The sequence below is a fragment of the Brevundimonas lenta genome, assembly GCF_014196335.1.
GTDB lineage: Bacteria > Pseudomonadota > Alphaproteobacteria > Caulobacterales > Caulobacteraceae > Brevundimonas > Brevundimonas lenta.
On sequence record NZ_JACIDM010000002.1, the window covers coordinates 538621 to 561487 of the forward strand.

Sequence of the window (22867 nt, forward strand, 5' to 3'; positions counted from 1 at the left end):
AAGAGGATACGGACGATGTCTCATCAACAGATGGACCACGGCGGGCAAGGCAACGCTCGTGGACTCGGCCCTTATCGGAGCCTGTACCTCGAGTTGGCGATCGATTTCGTCATCATGTACCTGGTCATGTACACGATGATCGCCACGCTCGGTCACTTCTATCTCAACCTGAACAACGTCTACATGACCCTGATGATGGTCGCGCCGATGGCGGTCCTCATGCTCGTCTTCATGCGGTCCATGTACCCGTCGCGCAAAACGAACCTGGCCATTGGCGCGGTCGCGGCCGTAATCTTCGTCGGCAGCTTCATCGGCATGCGCACCCAGGCGTTCGTTGGCGACGACGAATTCCTGCGATCGATGATCCCGCACCATTCCGGGGCCGTGTTGATGTGCGAGCAAGCCTCCCTGACCGATCCGGAGATCATCGCCCTGTGCGACGGCATCGTGCGTGGTCAACAGGAGGAGATCGCCCAGATGCAGGCGCTCCTCGAGAAGCGTCGCCGCTGACCCCGGCGTGCGGGGGAAGGCCTCAGCCGCCGCCCGATTCTTCTTCATGAGGGACGCGGTCGTGTGGCGCGTAGAGAAGCAGAAGGCCGGGACCGGCCAAACGTCTGGAGACTGAGTATGCGTTACTTCCACCCCGCGCCCTTCATCGCCGTCGCGGCGGTCGTGGCCTTCGCCGCCGGACCGGCGGCGGCCCACGCTCGCCTGGTCAGCGCCACCCCGGCGCCCGACTCCACCGTGGCCGCGACCCGGACGCTGACCCTTACCTTCAGCGAACGCAGCGTTCCCGCCTTTTCCGGCTTCGACGTCCTCAATGCGGCGGGGGAGAAGATCGCGATCCGCACCTCGGTGGCCGAGGACGGCAGGACCCTCACGGGCGCGCTGGCTCGCCCGCTGGCCGCCGGCGCCTACCGTGTCGACTGGCGTATCGCGTCGAGCGACGGCCACCGCATGACGGGATCCTACACCTTCACGGTGCGCTGACGCCGTGCTGGAAGTCGCGGTCATCGCGCTTCGCTGGCTTCAATACGGCGGCGGCGTCGTCCTTCTCGGCGCGCCGCTGTTCCTTCTCTACAGCTTTAAAGACGCCGACGCGCCGAACCTGGAATGGTCGCGACCGACATTGCGCCTCGCGGCGATCATCGTCGCGCTCGGCTCGCTCGCCGCTCTGGTGGCACAGACGGCCGTCATGGCGGGGTCGCTGAGCGAAGCCGTCAAACCCGCGTCCCTGTCCTTCATGGTCACCGGCACGGCCCTGGGCATGGCGATGGTCGTGCGGGCCGCCGCCGCCTTGCTTGGGCTCGTCGCCTTGGTCGCCCTGAAACCCGGTCGCGCGCTCTGGAGCGTGACGGCCGCCTTGGGTCTGATCGTGGCCGCCAGCTTCGCATGGACGGGTCACGGCGCGGCCACCGAGGGCCCTGGCGGGCCCATCCATCTTGTCGCCAACATCATTCACGCGGTGGCAGCGGCCTTATGGCTGGGCGCCTTGGCGGCGTTGACGGCCCTGCTTCTGCGCCGAGCCGGTCCGGACCTTGCAATCCATCGCGCCCTGCATGGCTTCGCCGGCCTTGGAACGCTCGCGGTCCTGATGCTGGTGCTGACCGGTCTCGTGAACAGCTGGTTCCTGATCGGTCCCGAGCGCGTGGCGTCGATCGCGGGCAACCTCTACGGCCAGCTTCTGGTCGCCAAGCTCGTCCTCTTCGGTTTGATGCTTGCGCTGGCGGCGAGCAACCGGTTCCGGCTGACGCCGACATTGGGCTCTGCGCTGGAGACGGGCCAACCCTCCGTCGCCGCCATGAGCGCGCTCCGGCGCAGCCTGTTGGTCGAAACGGGTCTGGGACTCGCCCTGATCGGCGTCGTGGCGGTCATGGGAACCCTGCCGCCCCCGGCGTCTCTGTAGGCTCGATTGCGATGATCAAAATGAGATCGTCGCTCCGCCGACCGTTGAAGTATGATCAGACAATGCCGTTCCTGCGTCATGACCTCGTCCGACTGACGACCGCGCTGCTCGCGGCGTTTGCCGTGCTGTTCGTGTCCACCGCTTCGATCGCCTGCGAAGCTCCGGTCGATCAGGATATGGCGTCCATGTCGATGAGCGGCGACGGCGTCCCGTGCGAGCCGAAGACCGTCAGGATCTCGTGCCATAAGGCGTGTCTGGCCATCTGCCAGGGCCTTGTCCCCCAGGGCCGTGAACCCACCCCCGCACGGGTCTATGCATCTGTCCTCTATCCATCCCTTGATGCGCGGCATGCCGATTTCACCGTGGAGGCGGACGACCCGCCCCCACGACGCTGATCCTGATGAAGATGACCGAACTCATTCAATCAAACAGAGATCAAAACCATGAAACGCACTCTCACCCTCGCAGCCCTGGTGCTGCTGGCTTCCGGTTCAGCCGCCTTCGCGGCCGCGCCGGACGCCGTGGCGCAGGCCGTATGCGCTTGCTGCGACGCTATCGCAGCCTGCGCGGAAGCCTGCACCTGCTGCTGATCGTATGATCGGGGACGCCCGCCCGCGAGGGCGGGCGTCTTCTCGATGTTCCTCACCGACGTCGCAGGGCCGGCGACCCGCTGGCGCGGGCCTGAGCGTCAGCCGGGCGCGCGCGACGACCAGTGAATGTGGTGGATGCGCCAGCCGTCGGCATGGCGTTTGAGGACCATGGTTTCGGTCGTCAGGCGGTCTACGGCGCGGCCGTTGAATTGGCCCGTGGTGCGGCCTTCGCTGGCGATCCAGGCGATGTCCCCGTCGGCCCATCCCGATCTTCGCGTCACCGTCGCTTCAGAGGCGGCGGCGAAGGCGGCGTCCGAGCCCAGGTGATGGGACGCATACTCGTCGCGCGATCGCTCCGCGCCACCCTCCTCGAAGATCATCACATCCGGCGCCATCAGTGCCAGGGCGACGGCCGTGTCGCCGGCCTTCAGGGCGACGTGAAAAGCGTCGACGGCCGCCGCCGCGTCCGTAGCTTCCGCGGCGACCGAGCCGGCGGCCTGGGCATGCCCGTGGGCGTGGTCCTGGGCGAAGGCGGGTGTCGCCGAAAGAACGGCGAGCGACAGGACGAGTGCGAGAGAGGTGCGGGACATGGCGAACTCCGGATTGTGGGTGATCTGAACGGGCTGAGCGCGATCTGCGTCAGGCCGGCGGGTTGTGGCGGGCGAACACGCGGGTCGCGCCCGAGCGAAGCACCAGCAGGGTGTCGTAGGGCTCCTTGTGCCCCTGCGGCGTCTCCATGCCGGGCGAACCGAGCGGCATGCCCGGGACCGCGACGCCCACCGCCGCCGGTCTCTCGGTCAGCAGTCGAATGACGTCCGGGGCCGGCACATGACCCTCGACCAGATAACCATCGATCAGACCGGTATGACAGGAGGCGAGCGCGTCCGGCATGCCGCGGCTGCTCCGGACCGATTGAAGGCTCGGAAGGACGGTGATGGTGGTGGTGAAGCCCGCCTGGCGCATGTGCGCGATCCAGGCGTCGCAACAGGCGCAGGTCGGCGTCTTGAAGACCGTGAGGTTTCTGGACGGACGGGTCTGGGCGCAGGCGGACCCGCCCATGCCGATGAAGACGGCCGCGCCCATCAGCAGACGACGGTTCAGATTGGCGGGATTCAAAAGGGTTCTCCCTGATCGCTGTGGACGGATCGCTGCGCCTCGACAGGGTCTGCGCGCTGCGGTGCCAGCCGCGCCCGCAGCCACCGTCGGCCGGGCTGCTCGACGAAGAGATGGATGGCGGCCGCGGCGGCGAGCGTCAACACAAGCATGTCGGCCAGTTCGACCAGGCCCATTCGATAGTCGGCACCCCAGCCGGCGAACGCCTGCGCCGCGTTACGCCACACCATCAGGATGGGGATGTGGACGAGATAGAGGGCGAACGAAGCCTCGCCGGCGAACAGAAGCACGGGGTGAGACAGGAAGGTCCGGACCGGAGCCTTGGCCAACAGGGCAAGCGACAGGATGAGGGGACCGGCCGCCGCCACGATGACCCGGTCGTCGGCGCCGATCTGCATGAGCGTCAGCAGCAGGGTCGTGGTGACCAGGGCGCCCATGAGGGACATTCGCGGCGAAGGCGTCCAGCGCTGACCGAGATAGTAGAGGCCAATCCCGTAAAGGAATTCGGGAACGATCCGCAGGATCCCGAGGCTGTCCTCGGCCCGAGGCAGCATCCGGCCGAACCAGGCGCGGTAGAAGGCGTCGAGGGCGACGAACAACAGCATGGCGAGTGCGATCAAGACCCACGGCCTGGCCCGCAGCCGGAGCGCGAGGGCGGCATAGGCGGGGAAGGCCAGATAGGCGAACCACTCCGCCGACAGCGACCAGGCCGGTCCGTTCCAGAGCGCCATGCTCTGGCGCGGGAACCACGCCTGGACGAGCAGAAGGGTTCCCGCGAAGTCGACGGGATTGAACCGGCCAGGCTCGAGCCCGACGCCGAACACAGGCGCGATCAGCACCAGCCCAAGCATGGCCAGGAGGATGAACAGGTGAGCCGGATAGACCCGGGCGAGGCGCGCCGCCAGGAATCGACCGTAGTTCGGGGCCCTGTCTCCCTGCAGGTAGACGTGGGTCAGGATGAAGCCCGACAGGATGAAGAAGACATCCACGCCCAGGCGCGCGCGGTTCAGCAAGCCCGCGCTCTCCGCCGGGAGCGTCCAGTAGAGCTGGAAGTGAAACAGCACGACGCCGAGGGCGAGAAAGAACCTCACGCCCGTGAGCGGATCGAGCACGTCGGGGAATGGAACCCGCGTGGGCCCTGCTCTGTCGCTCACGTCTTTTCCCCGGACGACAGGGCGCGTCCCGGTCGTTCTCTGGTATCTACGCGGGCGACGGCTCGTCCCCTCGTGAGGGGACCGGAAGGCCGGCGCGTATGGCAGATGGGGCGTGACGCAGGTGCGCAATGACTGACGACATGAATGAATTGATCGCAGCGGTCGGGCCGGGCGACGCCGGCCGGCTGGTCGGCATGGAAGACGCGGTCTGGGTGCGGATCGGCGAACGCAGGGAGCGCGCCCGCATGGGTCAGGTCCGGGTCGCCGCCGTTGCACTCGCGCTGGTGATCGGCGTCGCGAACGGAGGGCTGATGCTCATGGCTCCGCGGCCGGAGCCGTCCGAGATGCGGATTTTCACCGTCTCGGCGGGCTTGTCGCCTCTCTCCGGCCTGGACGTTCGGGGATGAGGGCCGCCTGGAAGTCGATCGTTATCACGGCCATCCTGGCCGCGCTGGCCAGCGGCGCGGCGACCTGGGCGAGCGCGACCTGGGTCATGCGGGAGCGGCAACCGCCAAGCCTGCACAGCGTCGTCCATGAGAAACTCGACCTGAGCCCTGAGCAGGATCGACGGCTCGACGTGGTCGAAGCCCGGTTCGCCGCTCAGCGGCCGGCGCTCGAAGCGGAAGTCCGCGCGGCCAATCGCGAACTGGCGGCCGCCATCGCCGCCAGTGACGGCGACACGCCCCAGGTCCAGGCCGCGGTCGATCATTTCCACGCGGCCATGGGCGATCTGCAGAAGGCGACGATCACCCATGTGTTCGAGATGCGATCCGTCCTGACCCCGGCGCAGGCCGAGGTGTTCGACGCCGCGGTCGTCGAGGCCCTGCACGACGACGCCGGCTAAGCGCCGCGCGTGGGTGCCGAGCAGAGCATCGAGGCCCGTGCGGCGACCGGAGACCGGGCCGCCTTCACCGCCTTGATGGCCGCCACAAAGGCCGATCTCTACCGGTTCGTGCGCCGCTATGTCGGCGACGAGTCCGAAGCGCATGACGTGCTTCAGGAAAGCTATGCGTCCGCCTGGCTCGCCCTGCGGCGGTATGATCCGGCGCGGCCGTTCGACGTCTGGCTGCGCTCCATCGCCCTCAACAAATGTCGAGACTGGGGCCGGCGGCGCGCGGTGCGCCGGGTCGTGCGCGGCGTCATGGGCCTGGAGGCGCCCGAGGCGGCGGCGGTGGGCGACGACGCGCCCTCACCCGAGACCCGGCTGGACGATCAGCGCAGGGCCGAAGCTCTGCAACGCGCCTTGCGGGACCTTCCCGACGCCCTGAAGGGGCCGCTTCTGCTCGCCACGCTCGAGGGACGGTCTCACGCCGAGATCGCCTCGATCCTCGGCATCACGCCCAAGGCGGTCGAGACCCGCGTCGCCCGCGCCCGCAAGACCTTGGCGGCGGCTCTGGGCCAGGCTTCCGGCGGAGACGCTTGACCTTGCCATGATGGGAAGGTGCAGAAGCCGCGATCCCGACGTCTGTGGCGTCCTGACGCAAGGGGAATGCCGCCCGGCTGCGTATCTGAACGAACGGCTGAATAGCCCGACCAAGGAATTTCTCGCCTATGTCTACGCCCCGCCTCGATCGCCGAACGCTTCTCCGTGGCGCAGCCGCCGGCGGCGGGCTGCTGGGCCTGCAGGGTCTGCTCCCCGCCTGGGCGCAAACCGGATCGGCGGGACTGCGGGCGGATCTTCCGACGCTGACGGGACCGAACATCGACCTGACCGTCGGACACACGCCCTTCACCGTGGGCGGCCGCACCGGCCATGCGGTGACCATCAACGGCGTTCTGCCGGCGCCGCTGCTGCGCCTTAGAGAAGGCCAGAACGTCCGGCTGGCGGTGACCAATACGCTGGACGAGGACACCTCGATCCACTGGCACGGCCTGCTCGTCCCGTTCCAGATGGACGGCGTGCCCGGCATCAGCTTCCCCGGCATCCGGGCGCGTGAAACCTTCGTCTACGAGTTCCCGATCAAGCAGTCGGGCACCTTCTGGTATCACAGCCACTCCAACCTTCAGGAGGCGATGGGCCACTACGGTCCGATCGTCATCGACCCGGCGAACGCCGATCCGGTCGCCTACGAGCGCGAGCATGTGCTGGTCCTGTCGGACTGGAGTTTCATGCATCCGCACGAAATCCTGGCCAAGCTGAAGAAGAGCCCGGGCTACTTCAACCAGCAGCGCACCACGCTGGCGGGGCTTATGGACGGCAGCGACCGCATGAGCCTGGAGGAACGGCGCATGTGGGGCCAGATGCGGATGGACCCGCGCGACATCCTCGACGTCAGCGGATCGACCTACACCTATCTGATCAACGGCCATGGGCCGCAGGAGAACTGGACCGGCCTGTTCCGGCCCGGCGAGCGGGTGCGGCTGCGCATCATCAACGCGTCGGCCATGTCCATCTTCAACGTTCGCATCCCGGGCTTGCCGATGACCGTGGTGCAGGCCGACGGCGAGAACGTGCGCCCGGTCGAGACGGACGAGTTCCAAATTTCAGTCGCCGAGACCTACGACGTCATCGTCCAGCCGACCGAGGACCGCGCCTACACCATCGTCTCCGAAGCCATCGACCGGTCCGGCATGGGCCGGGCAACCCTGGCGCCGCGCCTGGGCATGACCGCCGAGGTCCCTCCCCTGCGCGAGGTCCCGAACCTCACCATGCGCGACATGGGCATGGGCGGCATGGATCACGGCGCGATGGGCGACATGTCCGGTATGGACCATGACGCGATGTCCGGCATGGACCACGCGGCTCCGACCCAGAACGCGCCCGCAGCCGGCGAGATGGCCGGGATGTCCATGTCGGGCATGAACATGCGCGATCCCGAGAACGCTCCGCCCGACATGGCGGTGGGCGTCGGCGTCGATGCGATCGCCATGGACCCCGCCAACCGTCTGGGTGAGCGTCCGATCGGTCTCACGACCGTCGATCATCGCGTCCTCGTCTACACCGACCTGGTGTCACTCCAGCCGAACAAGGACCCGCGCCCCCCGTCTCGGACGATGGAGATCCACCTGACCGGCAACATGGAGCGGTTCATGTGGGGCTTCGACGGCCGAAAGTTCAGCGAACTGGTCGAACCGATCCGCTTCGAGCGCAACGAGCGGGTGCGGGTGACCCTGGTCAACGACACCATGATGGCCCACCCGATCCATCTGCATGGTCATTTCTTTGAACTGGTGACCGGCGGACCGGCCGGGCACCAGCCCCTCAAGCACACGGTCAACGTCGCGCCCGGCGGCAAGGTGACCTTCGATCTGACCGCCGACGCGCCCGGTGATTGGGCCTTCCACTGCCACATGCTGATGCACATGCACGCCGGCATGTTCAATGTTGTGACGGTGCGGCCCATGGACGGAGCTGCGTCATGAACCGCCTCGCCGTCGCCCTCGCCCCGCTGGTGCTCGCCGCCAGCGCCTTCAGCGCCCAGGCCCAGGACCCTCACGCGGGCCACACGATGCCGGCGACCGCGGCGCCGACGCGCCCCGCGCCAGCACCGCGGCCCACGCCACAGGCGCCGGCCCGACCGGCGCAGGATCCGCACGCCGGTCACGTCATGCCGCCCGCGCAGACGCCGCCCGCCGCGGATCCGCATGCAGGCCACCAGATGCCGGCGCAGCCCGCGCCCGTAGACCCGCACGCGGGACACCAGATGCCGGCGGCGACGCCCGGCCAGGCTGATCCGCACGCGGGCCACGACATGTCGGCCATGTCGCCCGCGCAGACCGACCCTCACGCCGGGCATGACATGTCGACCATGAGCATGGGGCCGCCCGATGTGGCGACCAGCGCCGACAATCCCGGCCGCCCTCCGGAGGACCCACTCCCGCCCGCCGCCCTGGCCGGCCCTGTCCACGCCGCCGATCTCGTCTTCGGCGCCGAGGCCATGGCCGCCTCTCGCCGGACCCTGATTCACGAAAACGGCGACGTCCGCACCACGGCCGTCATTCTCGATCGCCTCGAAGCCGGCTTCGGCGACGACGGCGAGACCTACCTCTGGGACGTCCAGGGCTGGACGGGCGGCGACATCAACCGCTTCTGGTGGAAATCCGAGGGCGAAGGCGACTTCGGCGGCGAGCTCGAGGAGGCTGAAGTCCAGGCGCTCTACAGCCGCGCGGTCACGCCCTTCTGGGACGTCCAGGCCGGCGTGCGTCAGGACTTCCGGCCCGACGGCGAGGATACGACGCATCTGGTCCTTGGCCTGCAGGGCCTGGCGCCCCATTGGTGGGAGCTTGACGCCGCCGCCTTCCTGTCGACCGACGGCGACCTGACCGCCCGCGTCGAGGCCGAATACGACCAGCGCATCACCCAGCGCCTGATCCTTCAGCCCCGCCTCGAAATCGACGCTTCGGCCAGCGACATTCCGGAACTGGAGATCGGTTCGGGCCTGTCCTCGATCGAGGCGGGCCTGCGACTGCGCTACGAATTCCGCAAGGAGTTCGCCCCCTATGTCGGCATCGAGTGGAGCCGCGCGTTCGGCGATACCGCCGACTACATCGAGGCCCGAGGCGGCGAGACCGACGACACCCGCTTCGTCGTCGGCCTCAAGGCCTGGTTCTAACCGAAGGAGACCACCCCATGATGATCCGCACTCTCGTTGTCACCGCCGCCCTCGCGTTCGCCGGCGCCGCCGCCGCCCAGGACCCGCATGCGGGTCACGCTATGCCGGCCCAGGCCGCTGCGCCCCAATCCGGCATCACGACCGTTCCTGCGAATGGCGCGATGACCCAGGGGTCGCCCGAGCGGTTCAGCGTCACCTTCCCCCACGCCATGGTCCTCAAAACCGTCGCCCTCTCCGCCGAGGGTCAGGCTCCGGTCGACGTCACTGTCCCCGCCGCGCCGGCTGCCGCCACCGTCGGCGTGGCTCTTCCGCGGCTCGCGCCGGGCACCTACACTGCCGCCTGGACCGCCGAAGGCCCGGACGGTCACAAGATGTCCGGTTCCGTCAGCTTCATGGTTCACTAGGAGAACGACGATGAAGGTTTCCAACCTGCTGGCCGCCGCCGGCGCGATCCTGACCCTGAGCGCGGGCGCGGCTCTGGCGGCCGAAGGCTGCGATTGTTGCAAGGACATGGCCGCAGACGCCCCCATGACGTGCTGCGACGAGATGAAGACCGAGCCCGCCCCGGCCGAACCCGCGCCGCCCGCGCCGGCGCCATCGGACACGCCGGCGCCCCAGGGGCATGCCGACCACAACTGATCGACCCGGTCCGATCGTGTCCGCAGCCCCTTCGGGGCCGGAACGATCGGACATCAGCTTGTCCTGCTCCCATCCTCGGCCTCCTCCGCGTCGGAGAATGACCGGGCGGCGTCCAGTCGAACGAAGTGCACGGTTTCGGCTCGCGTTTTCGGCTCGGCCACGAAGCCGGCGTCCGCGAACGCAATGTGTTGGGGCATCACTGGCCCGGATGGATCCGCTCGCCACCATCCGTCCACGGCCGCGGCTTTGGGCAGGATGCCGCCTACAATCCGTTCGATGTCCCGAAAAGTCAGATTCACTTCAGCCCGCTTCTGCCGGCGAAGAAAGGATGCGAGGGGCGCGTATTTGGCCATTGGCGTGTTTTCCTCCATCGCCGTTTTCGGTCAAGGTCGACTCGCGGGATCGACCGTGAACGGTGTAGTATCCTCTGCGGCGGGCTCCGGAACGGACAGGCGCTGGTCTTGAGCCAGGGGACGCAATGCGTCGGCGGCGATCAGGGCCGAAACCTCCGGCTTCTGTACAGAAGTTCCAGGCCCGCCCCCTTCCCTTCCAGGCGCGTCGGACAGGCGACGGGGCTCAGCCGTCTTCAGGGTCTATGATGCCGGTGCGAACGCCGATCGCAACCGCTTCGATCCGGGTTCTGACGCCGAGCTTGGCGCAGGCCTTTTCAAGATAGCTGTCGACGGTTCGCGGAGAGAGCCCAACGATCTGGCCGATGTCCGCAGAGCTCTTCCCTCGGCTGACCCAGAGCAAGCATTCGGCTTCGCGGCCGCTCAGGAGCACGACCGGGCGACGTTCCGCGTGACGACTGGGCTCCATGGCCGGCTCCGTTCGCATTGATCTCGATGCACGGTGAGCGGGAATCAACGGCCGGGCAACGACAGTGAATTGCGGGGTGTCCGCCAATTTTTTGCGGTTGGCGCCGGCCTTACCGTAGGGCGAATTGACGCGCTTGCTCCGGGGCAAACGCCCTTCTAGACCGCCCCGGTCGGGCGCCGTGACATAGGCGCACAGCTTGAGCCGGGGTCTGTCCGAGCGACAGGGGCGCCGCTGTGGACCGAAGCAGCGGGCCTCGCGATCGCGGAGGATTCCAACGCCCGACCCCTCCGGCTTGCGCCGGGATTCCGTTTGATTCATGCTGGCCTGGCCGACGCTTGCGTTGGTGGGGCCTGGAATCCCCTGTGCGATATCAATTCATCGACGGCGTCGCGCATCGCGCGTCTGCCCGTTCCCAACGCCTGACGGCGCGCGCCTGCGTGCCTGTCCCGGGCCGTGTGGACGCGTCTGGGTTCCGGACCCTCTCGTCGAGAGGCCGGAGAACCGTGGTGACCGATACGAAGCAGCTTGGTGCGGAGGCGCAGGACGGTATCAACCGTCTCTATCGGCGCTATGCCGCCTGGCTGGATCGGCGCTTGAGAGCCCATGTCGACGCCGATGCCGCGGCCGATGTCGTCCAGGAGACCTATATCCGCGTTGCGCCCTATGCGCTGGACGACATCCGCCACCCGAAAGCGTTTCTGCTCAAGATCGCCCTGAACCTAGTCCGCGATGAGAGCCGGAAAGAGGGTCGGCGGCGGCGGGATCGGTCGTTTCAGCGACCGGCCGAAGCCGAGGCCGCGCCCCAGTTCGATCAGGTTCTGCTCGAACAGGTGATCCGGTCCATGCCGCAACTCTACCGCGACGTCTTCGTCTTGAGCCGCTTTGGCGGTATGACCTATCCGGAGATCGCCCAGTCGTTCGGGATCAGCGTAAAAACGGTGGAATGGCGAATGTCCAGGGCGCTCGAGTACTGCGCGTCTCGGCTGGACTTGTAGGCAAGACGGATGACGATCGAGGCTGAAGCCGAAATCAGGCGCAAGGAAGCGGCGGAATGGTTCAGCAGATTGAACCAGCGCCAGGTCACGACCGCCGACATCAAGGACTTCAGCGACTGGCGGCGGGATCCTGAGAACGCCCGCGCCTTCAGTCGTCTGGAGGCGATGTGGGACGCGGCCGGAACGCTCGCGAAGACCCCCGGCATGGCCGCGCTCACGGAAGAGGCGACGAACCGGGCCCGTCAGGCCCCGCCCAGCCGGCGGAGGAGTCCTTCCGGCCGCCTGATCCCGCTCGGTGCGGCGGGCGTGGTCGCCCTGGCGCTCGCGGTGGGAAGCTGGTCGTGGTGGTCCGCCCAACTTCCGGACGCCTATGACACCGCCATCGGTGAGCAGCGAACGGTTCGGCTCGAGGACGGCTCACGCATTATTCTGGACACGGACTCCCGCGTCACGGTCCGGTTCAGCGGTTCCGAACGGCTGGTGACCCTGGCCTCCGGACGCGCCATGTTCGAGGTGCAGGGGGATGCGGCCCGCCCCTTCCTGGTGAGGGCCGGCGACACCGAGGTGACCGCGATCGGCACCCGCTTCGATGTCCGCCGGGCCGGCGCCGGCGCCCAGGTCGTTCTGGTCGAGGGTCAGGTTGCGGTCCGGCAGGACTCGTCGTCGCGGTCGGCCTGGACCCTCGCACCGGGACAACAGGTCACGACTTCGATTCAACGCCCCGCAGTCGTTGCGGTGAACGTGCCGGCGGCCACGAGTTGGACGACCGGCCGCCTGACGTTCGAGAACACCCCGATCGCCGTCGCCGTTGCGGAGGTCAATCGCTACAGCCCGTCACCGGTCGAACTGCGAGACGACCGGATCTCCACCATACGAGTCAGCGGCGTCTTTGATGCCGGCGATGTCGACGGCTTCGTCGCGGCGCTGAGGGACCTCTACGCCCTCGAAGCGACCCGGGCGCCGGACGGCCATCTCGTCCTGACGGGACCCGCCTGAAAATATTCTGACCCCGGACTTAGGGGATGGCCCGCGACCCGACGTCTCCTCCCCGGCCCGCAAATCTGCGGGTAGAAAATCGGGGGAGATCATGGGTCACAGGTTCACTTCAACCGCGCTCGCCGCGCTGATGATGGGTGTAACGACGCCGGTAGCCGCGCAGTCGGTCGACGCCGTGCGCGCGTTCAGCATCGGGGCGGGACCGCTCGAGCGAAGCCTGCCGGTCTTCGCCCAGCAGAGCGGACTGCAGATCCTCTATCCCAGCGCCCTCGTCGTCGGACGTCAGTCCCCGGCCGTCACCGGCGATTACACGGCGGAAGCGGCGCTCGCCCAGTTGCTGCGCGGGACAGGCCTCACCTATCGGCAGAGCCGTCCGACGGTCTTCGTGCTCGTTGATCCATCGGCCCGCGCCCAACTCGAACCGGAAGCGACGCAGCTTGAGGAAGTCGTCGTCACGGGCACCTATCTGCGGGGGGCGGAGAGCCCGTCGCCGGTCACTGTGATCACCCAGGAGGACGTGGCGCGGCAGGGTCGCGCGACGGTCGCCGAGACGCTCGCCGCCTTGCCGCAGAACTTCACCGGAGCCGCCTACGAGGGTTCGGCGGGCACGGGGGCCGACCGCACAAGCCGCAACTCCGCCTATGCGACCGGGGTTAACCTGCGGGGTCTTGGGGCGGACGCGACCCTCGTTCTGGTCAACGGCCGGCGGATCGCCGGCACCGGCAGCGCCGGCGACTTCTCGGACATCTCCAATCTTCCCAGCAGCGCGATCGCCCGCGCGGATGTGTTGCTCGACGGCGCATCGGCCCTTTACGGCGCGGACGCGGTCGGCGGCGTGGTCAACATCATCCTGAAATCCCGCTTTGACGGCGCCGAAAGCCGGGTGCGCGTCGGGGGCACGAGCGACGGCGGGGCCGTGGAGACCCTCCTGTCCCACAGCGGCGGCTTTAACTGGTCCAGCGGCAGCCTCATCGCAGCTTATGAATTTCATGACCGGGGCGAGTTGCGCGCCGCCGACCGTCGCGCGACAGCGAGCGCTGACTTGCGCCCGCTGGGCGGCTCCGACTGGCGCTTCTTTTACGCCGCGCCGGGAAACCTCATGGCGTTCGATCCGGTCAGCGGATCCTACGAACCGACCTACGCCATCCCCCGCAATCAGAACGGGGTGGGCCTCACGCCGGGAGACTTTCGACCCGGCGAGGTCAATCTGACCAACCAGATGGAAGGCCAGTGGAACCTGCCCCACCAGCGCCGGCACAGCGTGTTCGTCGCGGGCCGACAGGACCTTCCGGGCGGCTTCAGTCTGGACGGCGACCTTCGCTACACCGATCGAACCTACAACCAGGACTCGGTGGCCGACATCGGCATCCTGTTCGTGACGCCGGACAATCCCTTCTTCGTGCCGGTGGCGGGCGAGCCATATCAGGAAATCGCCTATTCCTTCGTCAACGACCTGGGACCGGGTCGCGACGAAGGCTTCTCCCGCAGCATCGGCGGCGCGTTCGGGATCGAGGGCGAACTCGTCGGCTGGAACCTCGCGGCCTATCTGAGCGGCGGTCGCGAGACCACCGGCCTCACGGCCTCGAACCGGGTGCAGACGACGCGTCTCGACGAGGCCCTTGGCGCGACGCCCGACGATCCGTTGACCACCTTCAACCCGGCGGTCGACGGCTATTTCAACCCTTATGGCGACCCCGCCGCCCATAGCGCGGCTCTGTTGGCCTTCATCGGGTCCGGCTACCTCCGATCCGAGAACATCAGCACGGTCGGCTCTTTCAACCTCAAGGCCGACGGCGTCCTCCTCACCCTGCCGGGCGGCGACCTGCGCATGGCCGTGGGTGTCGACTATCGCCAGGAGCGCTTCGAAACCTCCGGGGAGAATTTCATCTCCGGCGCGGCGCCGCGCATCGCCGCTCCGACGGCGTTCGAGCGTGACGTCTCGGCCGCCTTCGTCGAACTCCGCGCACCGCTGGTGGGCCCCGACAACGCTCGGCCCGGCCTCGAGCGGCTGGAGCTGTCGCTCGCCGGTCGTATCGAAGACCATGAGGGGATCGGCCAGACCAGCAATCCCAAGGTCGGCGTCCTCTACAACCCGACGCCCGATCTGCTGCTGCGCGCCAGCTTCGGAACCTCGTTCCGCGCCCCGTCGCTCAGGGAGTTGAACAGCGCCTACCGGCTCGGCCCGGTGTTTCTAGATCGCGCCGGCGCCAATGTGATCAGCATCGTCCAGTACGGGGGCAACCCCGACCTGATCCCGGAGACCGCAGAGTCCTGGACGGCGGGTTTCGTCTGGACGCCCGCCGCCGCCGAAGGGTTGCGGATAGAGGCCGGCTGGTTTCGGACGACCTTCGAGGACCGGATCGCAACGCCGGTCGCGGAGAACCTGATCAACGCCCTGAACGACCCGACCCTGGCGCCCTTCATCCGGTATGTGAGCCCCGGCTCCAGTGCGGACGACTTGGCCTATGTCCAGTCCCTGCTCAGCCATCCGGGGAACTACAATCCGAACGTCTTCCCTGCGACCGCCTACGGCGCCGTGATCGACAACCGGTACGTCAACGCCTCGGCTGTGGAAGTCGAGGGGCTCGATCTTTCCACACGCTATCGCTTCACCTTGGGGTCGGACGACATCTCGCTCGATGCGACCGTGACCCATCTCCTCACCAACGACCGGGCGGTCACCGCCACCTCCCCCACCGAGGACCTGCTGGGCGCGCCGAACTTCCCGGCGCGCTGGCGAGGCCGCTTCAGCGGCCAGTGGGTTCGCGGCCCGCTCACGCTCGGCGGCGCGCTCAATCACGTCAGCGGAGGACGGGATCCGGTCAACGGTCGCGGGATAGACGACTGGATCACTCTGGACGGCCAGGTCCGCTACGACATCGACAGCGGATGGGCCGAAAATCTTTCGCTCACCCTCAACGTGCTGAACCTGACCAATGAGGAGCCGCCCTTCTACGATGCTCCGGCGGGGATCGGTTACGACGCCGCCAACACCAATGTGCTCGGCCGGCAGGTCTCGCTTCAGCTCGTCAAGCGCTGGTGATCGCCCATGCGCATGGTCGTTGTGGCCCTCGCGGGCCTGCTCGCCGCGGCGTGCCCCTCGTCGGCCCGGTCGGAGCCGCTCACGGTGGACGCTATTCTGGCACTCAAGAGCTTCGGCCGGGTGGCGATCGACCCGTCCGGGGAGGTGGCGGTCTTCGAGGAACGGCGCGCCCGAAGTGACCTCCCTCGCCATGATCTGGAAGCCGAAGGCGCCAACCGGTACGCCCGACTCTACCGCATCGACCTCGACGTCCCCGACCGTCCGCGACCGCTCCTGGCGATGGAGGAGGACGCCGGCTATTCCATCGGCGCCTTTTCGCCAAGCGGCCGGCGCCTGGCCGTGTTTCGGCTACGGAACGACGAATGGCGGTTGGGGCTCGTCGAGATCGCGACCGGGCGCGTGGTCTGGACCGAGGTAGCGCCGGACCTCGGCCTTTGGGGCCGGTCCCTCGAGTGGCTGACGGACGACGCCTTGGTCGTTTTGGGCATGCCTGACGGGGCGCTTCCCCCGCGACTGGCCGGCCCCCGCGCCGAGCAGGCGCGCCTGTTGGCGCTGAGGGCGGCCGCGACGGCCGGGTCCGCGGCCGCGATCACGGTGGGTGAGGATGGTGCGCCGGAGGCGTTGTCGCCGCGGCGTCTGTGGCGGATCGACGCCGTCACCGGCGAGGCGGCCGCGATCGCCGACGGCCCCTTCCTCGACCTCGAAACCTCCCCGGACGGGCGATACGCCGCGCTTCTCCTGGACGGTCCGCTCCTCCCGCCTCCCGCCGCCGATACTGCGACCGAGGTGCGGCGCGCCCGAGGTCTGCAGATCGTCGACCTGATCTCCGGCTCCGCCGTACGGCCATCCGACGCCCGCAACATCTCGACAAGCCTTTTGGCCTGGTCGCCGGCTTCCGACGCCCTTCTGGTGGCGGGAATCGACGAAGAGCCGGCCCGGCTCCTGACCATCGCCCCAGACGGCGCGACGCGGGACGTGACGCCTGCCGGGGCACGCCCGACAACGCCGATCGATTTCCAGGGCATGGCGACAGCCGAGGGCGGCTGGTTGGGCGGAACTCCGATCTTCAAGGGCCGGTCGGGATCCCGGGAGGGCTGGTTCTTCGCCGACGCCGACGCCTCGCCGCTGACTGGCCTCTCCCCGGACGCCCGGCTCCTCGCCGAGGGAGGGTCTGCGGTTCTGTTCAACAGCGGCGGTCACGTCGTGCGGTTCGACGCCGACGACGGGCACGCAGATCTCGGCCCCGCCGCATCGGCCGCAAACCCCCGCGGTCCGTTTGGATTGCGGGCGCAGAGCGGTTCTCTGAAAGCCGCCTTCGCCGTGGTCGCAGTTGGCGACGGACGCCTGTGCCGGGTCTGGGTCGACCCTGATGCCGACTCCCGATGCGTCGCGGCGACGCCCGGAGCCGCGATCAGTTGGAGCGGGGGGATCAGCCTCGATCGGGGCGCCCTGGAAGATGATCCAAACGCTCTGCGCCTGCAACGCGGCCAACGCCGAGAGGTGGTCTGGCGGCTGAACTCCGAACTCGAGCGTATCTCGGTCGCGGCCCCTCGGCGGATCGCCGGCGTCGGCGGCGCTGGCGGCTGGCTCTATCTGCCGCCGAACCCGACGGCGACACCGCCCGTGATCGTGGTGCCCTATCAGGGCGAGTCGTACCCCGCCCCGCCGTGGTGGATGCGGCGGGAGTCCACCAGCCTGTCCATGGCGCCCCAGCTGATGGCGGCGGCCGGCTACGCCATCCTCGTCCCGGATCTTCCGGCGACTCCGGAACCGGCGGACGGCCTCGCCCATCGCATCCTGGCGGTCGTCGACGCCGCGGCGGCGGAAGGCCTGGTTGATGCGGAGCGGATCGGCTTGTGGGGCTGGAGCTTCGGCGCCTGGTCCGCGGTGATGAGCGCGGCGCAGTCTCCTCGCTTCGACGCCGTGGTGGCGTTGAACGGGCCAATGAATTTCTCGACCGTCATCGGAGACGTGGGATCGACGCTGCGCCTCGACGGCGGACATGCGCTCGCCGCGGCGGCGAGTGCGCGTTGGCTGGAATCCGGCCAGGCCGAGATGCGGGACGCCTATTGGCGAGCGCCCGACCGGTATCGCCGCAACAGCCCGTTTGAGCAGGCGGACCGCATCGTCGCGCCGACGCTTCTCGTGGTGGGCGAGTACGATCTGATGCTCGGTCAGTCGGAGCAACTCTACGGCGCCCTGCACCGTCTGAACCGGCCCGTCGCCCTGACCCTCCTCATCGGCGAGGAACACGGCCTCCGGAGTCCGGGGAATATTCGGCTCTACTACGACCAGGTCCGGAGCTGGTTCGACCGGTATCTCATGGGGTCCGGCGGTCTAGCCGTTCCCGCCAGCGACGCACCCACGCCTCCGTCAGGGCCAAACTAAGCAGTTGGGAATGCCCGCCGCGCCACAGCAGCGCGTCCCGGGTGAGGCGGTCCTCCAGGCCCGGATCGATCAACCCCGCTTCCGCCAGGGCGCCGCCGAGCAGATAGTCGCGCAGGAACGCCAGATGCGCGGCGACCGCGCCACCATAATAGGCGCCCAGTTCGCCTTTCGAGCGGCGATCCAGGATCGATGGCGGAAGGACAGCCGCGAAGGCGGCGCGCGCTGCAGCCCGGTCGCGCCCGCCCCAGGTCAGATCGACCGTCGACATGGCCAGCCCGGCCTCCATCACAGGCTGGCTCAGCAACGGATTGACGCATGGACCAAGCCGACTGCGGAGCGCCGGCCCCTGAAAGGTCTGGCAGAAGGCCAAGGCCGACATCTGGATCGCCTTGGCTGGGGGGACGTTGGCCAGATCATCCAGCCAGGGATGGTCCCAACCGGCGCGGTGGCGGACTTCGTCGCGCCAGTCCCGGGCGAGGGCCGTCGGCCAGACGGAGTGCCGCAGCCATCGCGCGAGCCGATGCAGGATCGCCGCGCGCGCTCGGCCTCGGCGCTCCCAAATCTCGTCCAAGGCGATCAGGAGGCTCGGCATCTGGAAGAAGACGGCGTCGCCTCCCTGCCCTGTCAACGAGCCCCAGGCGCCCATCGCCTCGATCCGGTCGGCGATGTCGTCGTTGTAGTCGGGATCGATGTCGTTGGCGGCCGGTCGGAAGGTTTCGGCGCAGGCCGCCAGACGGGCGGCGTCGAGCCTGAGGCCGTCGCGGCGGACTTCTGTCAGCGTGAAGCCGTACCGCCCCGCGACCGCCCGGGCGTAGGCCCGTTCGTCGCCCTCCGGCTGGTCGACGTAGTGGTTGACCCAGGCGGCGACACTCCGGCGCTGATCGGCGGTCAGGACGCCCGCCACGATGGCGGAGTCCAGTCCGCCGCTGACCTCGGCGATCCAGCGCCTTTCGCCCGCCAGCGCCCTCACCGACCGTTCCACCGCCTCTCGAAGGTTCGGAGGCGGAAGCAAGGCGCGGTCTCGATAGAGGTTGGCGGGCCGCCAGATCTGGTGCGCTCGGTTGACGCCGTCCCCGATAACCCGCAACTCGCCGCCGGCGACGGCCTGCAATCCGGTCAGGGCCAGCCGATGTCGATGCTCGCCGGGGCGGTCCACCAAGGCGGCCACCGCGTCCCAATCCAACGTGATCCCGTCGGGCAACCAAGGGTCGATGACGGCCGCAGCGCTCGTCGAGATCAGAGTTACGCCGGCCTTGCGCCAGACGACACAGTCCAGGGCGCCGGACGGGTCGCGGAGCACCGCGACGTCGCCTTCGACCCGCCGGACCAACAGGTATCGCCCCCAATAGTCCGCGCAAATGGCGCGTGCATGCGCCGCATCGAGACGCCGGCATCCCAGGGCGCCCCGGGCCCGCGGCGACAGCGTATGGCCGTCGCCGTCGTAGACCTCGCCAATCAGCACGCCGTGCCCGTCCAGCCCCCGCGCGGCCTCCAGCCGTCCACCGGTAGGAGCGAACACCTGGATGAAGGGGTCGTGCGACTTGCGCGACCAGCCGGCCCGGCTCAGGCGCTGTCGAACGGGCGCCACCAGGGCGTCGAGTGCGGCCGGCGTGTCACCCACGAGAATGATTGCGCAGTCCGCCGCCACCTCAGATCACCAGGATCGGCCGATAGACGGTCAGGGTTTCCGGCGCCTCGCTGACGCACCGGTCGCCGCTCTGCAGCCAGCAATGGGCGAGAAAGGGGAAGGTGCGGACCCCGAACACCCAGTCCGCGTCCAGATCCGCCGCATTGACGAAGCGCAGCAGCAGCTCTGCTTGGAGAAGACAGGCGCCGGTCCAGGGGGCCAGCGGGAGCAACTGGCGGAACACCTCGACCCGCGCCGCAAGCGCTTCGGGATCCGAACGGCGGCCGCCACGCCGGGCGTATCGGCGGCTGAGCTCCAGAAGCGTCGGGCGGCGCCGCACCGCGTCGATCCAGATGAAAGCGAAAGTGGCCACGTCCCGCAGCGTCGGCCGGATCGGCGGCGGAGCCGGAAGGCGGGCAGACGGCAGGGCCGGCGGCGGGATTCGATCGTCCGGCGCCGACGTGGGGTGCAGTAGTTCCTCGGCCGCCAGGCGAAGAAGCTCCTCGATCGACCCGCGAACTTGCCGACCGTCTATCCGGAGATCGCCGCACTCCGGCAAGCAAAGATAGTCGTCTGCGGCGAGATCGAGCAGGACCAGATCGGCACCGACGCGGACCGCATGTATCCCCTCCCCGAGCCACCCGCGGTCAACATCGGACGCCCCATCGGCTAGAAGCGCGTCGGTCATCCTCACCCCGCGGGTCGGTTTGAATGGAGGCCCGGATTGAGGTCCAGGTATTGGCCTCCCCCGCGTCGCGTGCAGTTCCGCGCCATCCCGAGGCGCAGAAGCCGATGGATCGTCGGCTTTGACATCAGTATCTCCCTGTTGCGACGAAAGGCGGCCGATCCGCCCTCCGACAGGACGCTCGGCGGGGCCGTCCGAAGCGGGCGGCCCCTTGGAGTCATTCCGGCGGCATCGTCCAGTGGCGGGCCGGGTTCAGTTCGGTGAACGGGCCCATCAGAATCGCCCGGGTCAGCCGACGGGCGGCCCCCAGACGCAGGACGCGCGTCTTGGTTTGGATCTTCATGGATCCTCTCCTGTGTCAGGACTGGCCTCTGGTTGTGGCGTCCGGAGCGAGGCCGGGTCCGGACGTCCGGGCCGCCGGAGCGGCCCGTCCGGTCATTCGCTGGGCGGAATGGTGTACTTCAGCACCGGATTCAGCTCGTCGAACTCGCCGCGTGAGACCGCGCGGGTCAGGGTGCGGGCGGACCCGAGGCGCACGAGGCGCGAGGTTTTCTTGGTCATGGTCGTCTCCTGTTTTGAAGGTCGACAAAACGTCGACGACGAACCATCAGCGCCGGAAAGCAAATCGATTCAAACTATATTTCGCGTATACTTTGACTGATCTGGATTGATACGCCGGACGCGGGACGCGAGACCCGTCGCGGCGATCCGCCAGCGCGCGTAATAGGCCTCGACGTCGCTCGCCGGCTCGGGACCGGCCGCCGCTTCCGTCGGGCCGTTCAGGCGTCTGAGCGGCGCCAGGCGACGGCGCACGCGAACGAGGCTTTCGATCAAGGGCTGGTTGTCACAGGCGCCGACCAGGTCGTCGATCCACGCCTCGACGGACGCATCCGAACCGTCTCGGGGTTGAGCCACCGGAGCATAGAGCGCTGCAAGCCGGACATGGGCGGCCTCGAGGTCCAGCAAGCCCAGAACATCCTCCAAGGGGGCCGCCCGGGTGAAATAACCCAGACCGCGGCGATCCTCGACGAGGCCTTCGCCGCACAGTCGGGACAGGGCTTCCCGCACCGGGCTGGTGCTCAGGCCGAGCGAAGCGGCGATGTCCACTACGGAGAGGTGCTGTCCGGGAGCCAGGCCGTCCTCAAGCGCGGTGCGCAGGCCGGCGAGCGCCATGCCAAAGGGATCGCGCTGCCTCACGGCCGCCTCCAGGCCACGCTGAGATGCAGATCGACGACCGGCATGCTTCGGGTCGATCGTGTCATGCCGCGCCTCCTATACTGTCGTCCGCAAGAAACTTGCGTCATAGCCGCAGCTTTTATGCTGTTGATCTTTATCAACTTTCATTTGACGCATGGCTGAGTCATTTTTCAACCTGTAGGGGTGAACTAGGTTCGTAACGCGTGGTGCCGACGGCGAGGGAGTAAACCGAGAGATGGACGCCCGGCACACCCCGTCGACGAATGCGGTGCTCTCCTCGAGCCTCCGTCTGATCCGCTCTCACCGGCGCATGCGGTCGATCGACGTCGCCCAGGCCATGAACATGGCGCTTCGGTCCTACGAGCATTTCGAGTCCGGTGCGGGGCGAATCAACATCGAACGCATTCACCGCTTCGCCGAGGTCACGAACAGCGATCCGCACGGGATTCTCGCGGCCCTCGCCCTCGGGTCCCCCGCCTTCGCCTTGCGGTGCGCCGACAACAAATTGGCGACGATCCTCGCCGTGGCGCTTCAGGAATTCGACGAGGAAGCCGGCGACGCCATCACCGATCTCGACGCCCGACCGATCATCAACACCTTCACCAGGATGTTCAGGGATCTCGCGGATCAGTCCGTCAAGCGCGACGCCGAGGCAGACGCTTGGCTCGAGCAACGGCGGAGCAGACTGTTAGCGCCCGATCGGGAGGACAGCGGAACCAACAACGGCGGCTGAGACCGCCTGCCGGCGCCCCGCCCCGGTCGTAGAGTCACGGTGGGAAGGTTCCGGACTGGCGCGCAGCCGTGATTTCCCGGCTGGATTCGGCGATGAAAGCGCACCCCTCCCTGCCCGCTGCTTCATCCACCCCGGGGCTCGAGTCCCTGACCGATCGGCAGCGCGAATGCCTGCAACTCGCCGCCACGGGATTGACCTCATCCGGCATCGGCGAACGGCTGGGACTTTCCCCCAGGACAGTCGATGAGCATTTGATGACGGCCTGCAGTGTCCTCGGCGTGCGGACGCGCATTCAGGCCGTCGCCTGCCTGGCGGTGGCCGCCCGACGCGCCGACGAACCCCGCAGCTTCCTACCGTAGATCTCCGACGGGGCGCTCGCGGGTCGCCGTCGCCGGCCTGATCCGATGGGATGGCGGCGGTTCCTGGAGG

28 protein-coding genes are annotated in these 22867 nt (G+C 68.2%); 18 read left to right on the plus strand and 10 right to left on the minus strand.

The genetic code is table 11. The features are described 5' to 3' along the window. The first annotated feature begins 15 nt into the window (after positions 1–15). The 5 genes from GGR12_RS10165 (at position 16) to GGR12_RS10185 (ending at position 2496) form a co-directional block, all read left to right on the plus strand. On the plus strand, positions 16–510 hold the full coding sequence (locus GGR12_RS10165; protein WP_246328842.1) for a DUF305 domain-containing protein: 495 nt from the start codon (positions 16–18) through the stop codon (positions 508–510). A 117-nt stretch (positions 511–627) separates the two neighbouring features. Then, the gene (gene copC, locus GGR12_RS10170; protein ID WP_183204300.1) at positions 628–990 is read left to right on the plus strand and encodes a copper homeostasis periplasmic binding protein CopC; all 363 of its coding nucleotides are present in this window, start codon (positions 628–630) and stop codon (positions 988–990) included. 4 nt (positions 991–994) lie between these two features. Beyond that, entirely contained in the window at positions 995–1906 is a 912-nt protein-coding gene (copD, locus tag GGR12_RS10175; RefSeq protein WP_183204301.1) for a copper homeostasis membrane protein CopD, read from the plus strand. A 62-nt stretch (positions 1907–1968) separates the two neighbouring features. Next, positions 1969–2301 carry a hypothetical protein gene (locus tag GGR12_RS10180; RefSeq protein WP_183204302.1) on the plus strand — a complete coding sequence of 111 codons (333 nt, stop codon included), beginning with the start codon at positions 1969–1971 and terminating at the stop codon, positions 2299–2301. Between the two features lie 48 nt (positions 2302–2349). Next, a complete protein-coding gene (locus GGR12_RS10185) occupies positions 2350–2496 on the plus strand; it encodes a hypothetical protein (protein WP_164952583.1) in 147 nt (48 codons plus the stop codon). 98 nt (positions 2497–2594) lie between these two features. Here GGR12_RS10185 and GGR12_RS10190 read toward each other — a convergent pair whose 3' ends face one another. Genes GGR12_RS10190 through GGR12_RS10200 form a run of 3 tightly spaced genes read right to left on the minus strand, consistent with a single transcriptional unit; the run spans position 2595 to position 4721 of the window. After that, on the minus strand, positions 2595–3086 hold the full coding sequence (locus tag GGR12_RS10190) for a YybH family protein (RefSeq protein ID WP_183204303.1): 492 nt from the start codon (positions 3084–3086) through the stop codon (positions 2595–2597). A 49-nt stretch (positions 3087–3135) separates the two neighbouring features. After that, positions 3136–3612 (minus strand): DUF411 domain-containing protein, encoded by a 477-nt coding sequence (locus GGR12_RS10195; protein ID WP_183204304.1) that lies wholly within the window; start codon positions 3610–3612, stop codon positions 3136–3138. Next, positions 3609–4721, minus strand: a complete 1113-nt coding sequence (locus GGR12_RS10200) for an acyltransferase family protein (RefSeq protein ID WP_183204305.1) — start codon at positions 4719–4721, stop codon at positions 3609–3611. The genes GGR12_RS10195 and GGR12_RS10200 overlap by 4 nt, the downstream gene beginning before the upstream one ends. A gap of 170 nt (positions 4722–4891) precedes the next feature. On the opposite strand from GGR12_RS10200, the gene GGR12_RS10205 reads away from it, so the two are divergent. The 7 genes from GGR12_RS10205 (at position 4892) to GGR12_RS10235 (ending at position 9955) form a co-directional block, all read left to right on the plus strand. Then, positions 4892–5170 (plus strand): hypothetical protein, encoded by a 279-nt coding sequence (locus GGR12_RS10205; RefSeq protein WP_040349357.1) that lies wholly within the window; start codon positions 4892–4894, stop codon positions 5168–5170. Further along, complete coding sequence (locus tag GGR12_RS10210) at positions 5167–5607, plus strand: Spy/CpxP family protein refolding chaperone (protein ID WP_183204306.1); 441 nt, start codon at positions 5167–5169, stop codon at positions 5605–5607. The genes GGR12_RS10205 and GGR12_RS10210 overlap by 4 nt, the downstream gene beginning before the upstream one ends. A 9-nt stretch (positions 5608–5616) precedes the next feature. Next, positions 5617–6186, plus strand: a complete 570-nt coding sequence (locus GGR12_RS10215) for an RNA polymerase sigma factor (protein WP_183204307.1) — start codon at positions 5617–5619, stop codon at positions 6184–6186. 128 nt (positions 6187–6314) lie between these two features. After that, complete coding sequence (locus GGR12_RS10220; protein ID WP_183204308.1) at positions 6315–8126, plus strand: copper resistance system multicopper oxidase; 1812 nt, start codon at positions 6315–6317, stop codon at positions 8124–8126. After that, positions 8123–9316, plus strand: a complete 1194-nt coding sequence (locus GGR12_RS10225; RefSeq protein ID WP_183204309.1) for a copper resistance protein B — start codon at positions 8123–8125, stop codon at positions 9314–9316. The genes GGR12_RS10220 and GGR12_RS10225 overlap by 4 nt, the downstream gene beginning before the upstream one ends. Positions 9317–9333: 17 nt before the next feature. After that, complete coding sequence (locus tag GGR12_RS10230) at positions 9334–9720, plus strand: copper resistance CopC family protein (RefSeq protein WP_246328843.1); 387 nt, start codon at positions 9334–9336, stop codon at positions 9718–9720. Between the two features lie 10 nt (positions 9721–9730). Continuing rightward, positions 9731–9955: an ammonium transporter family protein gene (locus GGR12_RS10235; RefSeq protein ID WP_183204310.1), complete on the plus strand. Its 225-nt coding sequence runs from the start codon at positions 9731–9733 to the stop codon at positions 9953–9955. A gap of 53 nt (positions 9956–10008) precedes the next feature. Here GGR12_RS10235 and GGR12_RS10240 read toward each other — a convergent pair whose 3' ends face one another. Together GGR12_RS10240 and GGR12_RS10245 are read right to left on the minus strand one after the other, a co-directional pair. Further along, the gene (locus GGR12_RS10240; protein WP_183204311.1) at positions 10009–10308 is read right to left on the minus strand and encodes a DUF7662 domain-containing protein; all 300 of its coding nucleotides are present in this window, start codon (positions 10306–10308) and stop codon (positions 10009–10011) included. A gap of 223 nt (positions 10309–10531) precedes the next feature. Then, a complete protein-coding gene (locus GGR12_RS10245) occupies positions 10532–10774 on the minus strand; it encodes a response regulator transcription factor (RefSeq protein WP_221212312.1) in 243 nt (80 codons plus the stop codon). Between the two features lie 506 nt (positions 10775–11280). Between GGR12_RS10245 and GGR12_RS16720 the strand changes: the two genes are divergently transcribed. The 4 genes from GGR12_RS16720 (at position 11281) to GGR12_RS10265 (ending at position 18196) form a co-directional block, all read left to right on the plus strand. After that, complete coding sequence (locus GGR12_RS16720) at positions 11281–11769, plus strand: RNA polymerase sigma factor (protein WP_183204312.1); 489 nt, start codon at positions 11281–11283, stop codon at positions 11767–11769. 9 nt (positions 11770–11778) lie between these two features. Continuing rightward, the gene (locus tag GGR12_RS10255; RefSeq protein WP_183204313.1) at positions 11779–12765 is read left to right on the plus strand and encodes a FecR family protein; all 987 of its coding nucleotides are present in this window, start codon (positions 11779–11781) and stop codon (positions 12763–12765) included. A 91-nt stretch (positions 12766–12856) separates the two neighbouring features. Further along, complete coding sequence (locus GGR12_RS10260; protein ID WP_183204314.1) at positions 12857–15808, plus strand: TonB-dependent receptor; 2952 nt, start codon at positions 12857–12859, stop codon at positions 15806–15808. Positions 15809–15814: 6 nt separating this feature from the next. Beyond that, positions 15815–18196, plus strand: coding sequence for a S9 family peptidase (locus tag GGR12_RS10265; RefSeq protein ID WP_183204315.1), 2382 nt, complete (start codon positions 15815–15817; stop codon positions 18194–18196). On the opposite strand, the gene GGR12_RS16835 is transcribed toward GGR12_RS10265, so the two are convergent. The 5 genes from GGR12_RS16835 to GGR12_RS10280 form a co-directional block, all read right to left on the minus strand. After that, on the minus strand, positions 18129–19844 hold the full coding sequence (locus GGR12_RS16835; RefSeq protein ID WP_183204316.1) for an asparagine synthase-related protein: 1716 nt from the start codon (positions 19842–19844) through the stop codon (positions 18129–18131). The two genes, GGR12_RS10265 and GGR12_RS16835, sit on opposite strands and share 68 nt — an antisense overlap. A 1-nt stretch (position 19845) precedes the next feature. Beyond that, positions 19846–20511 carry a lasso peptide biosynthesis B2 protein gene (locus GGR12_RS10275; protein WP_183204317.1) on the minus strand — a complete coding sequence of 222 codons (666 nt, stop codon included), beginning with the start codon at positions 20509–20511 and terminating at the stop codon, positions 19846–19848. A 214-nt stretch (positions 20512–20725) separates the two neighbouring features. Continuing rightward, positions 20726–20851: a hypothetical protein gene (locus GGR12_RS16725; RefSeq protein WP_281378565.1), complete on the minus strand. Its 126-nt coding sequence runs from the start codon at positions 20849–20851 to the stop codon at positions 20726–20728. 92 nt (positions 20852–20943) lie between these two features. Next, entirely contained in the window at positions 20944–21069 is a 126-nt protein-coding gene (locus GGR12_RS16730) for a hypothetical protein (protein ID WP_281378566.1), read from the minus strand. A 69-nt stretch (positions 21070–21138) separates the two neighbouring features. Beyond that, positions 21139–21705, minus strand: coding sequence for a GntR family transcriptional regulator (locus GGR12_RS10280; protein WP_343053204.1), 567 nt, complete (start codon positions 21703–21705; stop codon positions 21139–21141). A 235-nt stretch (positions 21706–21940) separates the two neighbouring features. Between GGR12_RS10280 and GGR12_RS10285 the strand changes: the two genes are divergently transcribed. Beyond that, positions 21941–22438: a helix-turn-helix domain-containing protein gene (locus GGR12_RS10285; protein WP_221212313.1), complete on the plus strand. Its 498-nt coding sequence runs from the start codon at positions 21941–21943 to the stop codon at positions 22436–22438. Between the two features lie 68 nt (positions 22439–22506). Further along, positions 22507–22797 (plus strand): LuxR C-terminal-related transcriptional regulator, encoded by a 291-nt coding sequence (locus tag GGR12_RS10290; protein WP_343053205.1) that lies wholly within the window; start codon positions 22507–22509, stop codon positions 22795–22797. Positions 22798–22867 lie beyond the last annotated feature (70 nt).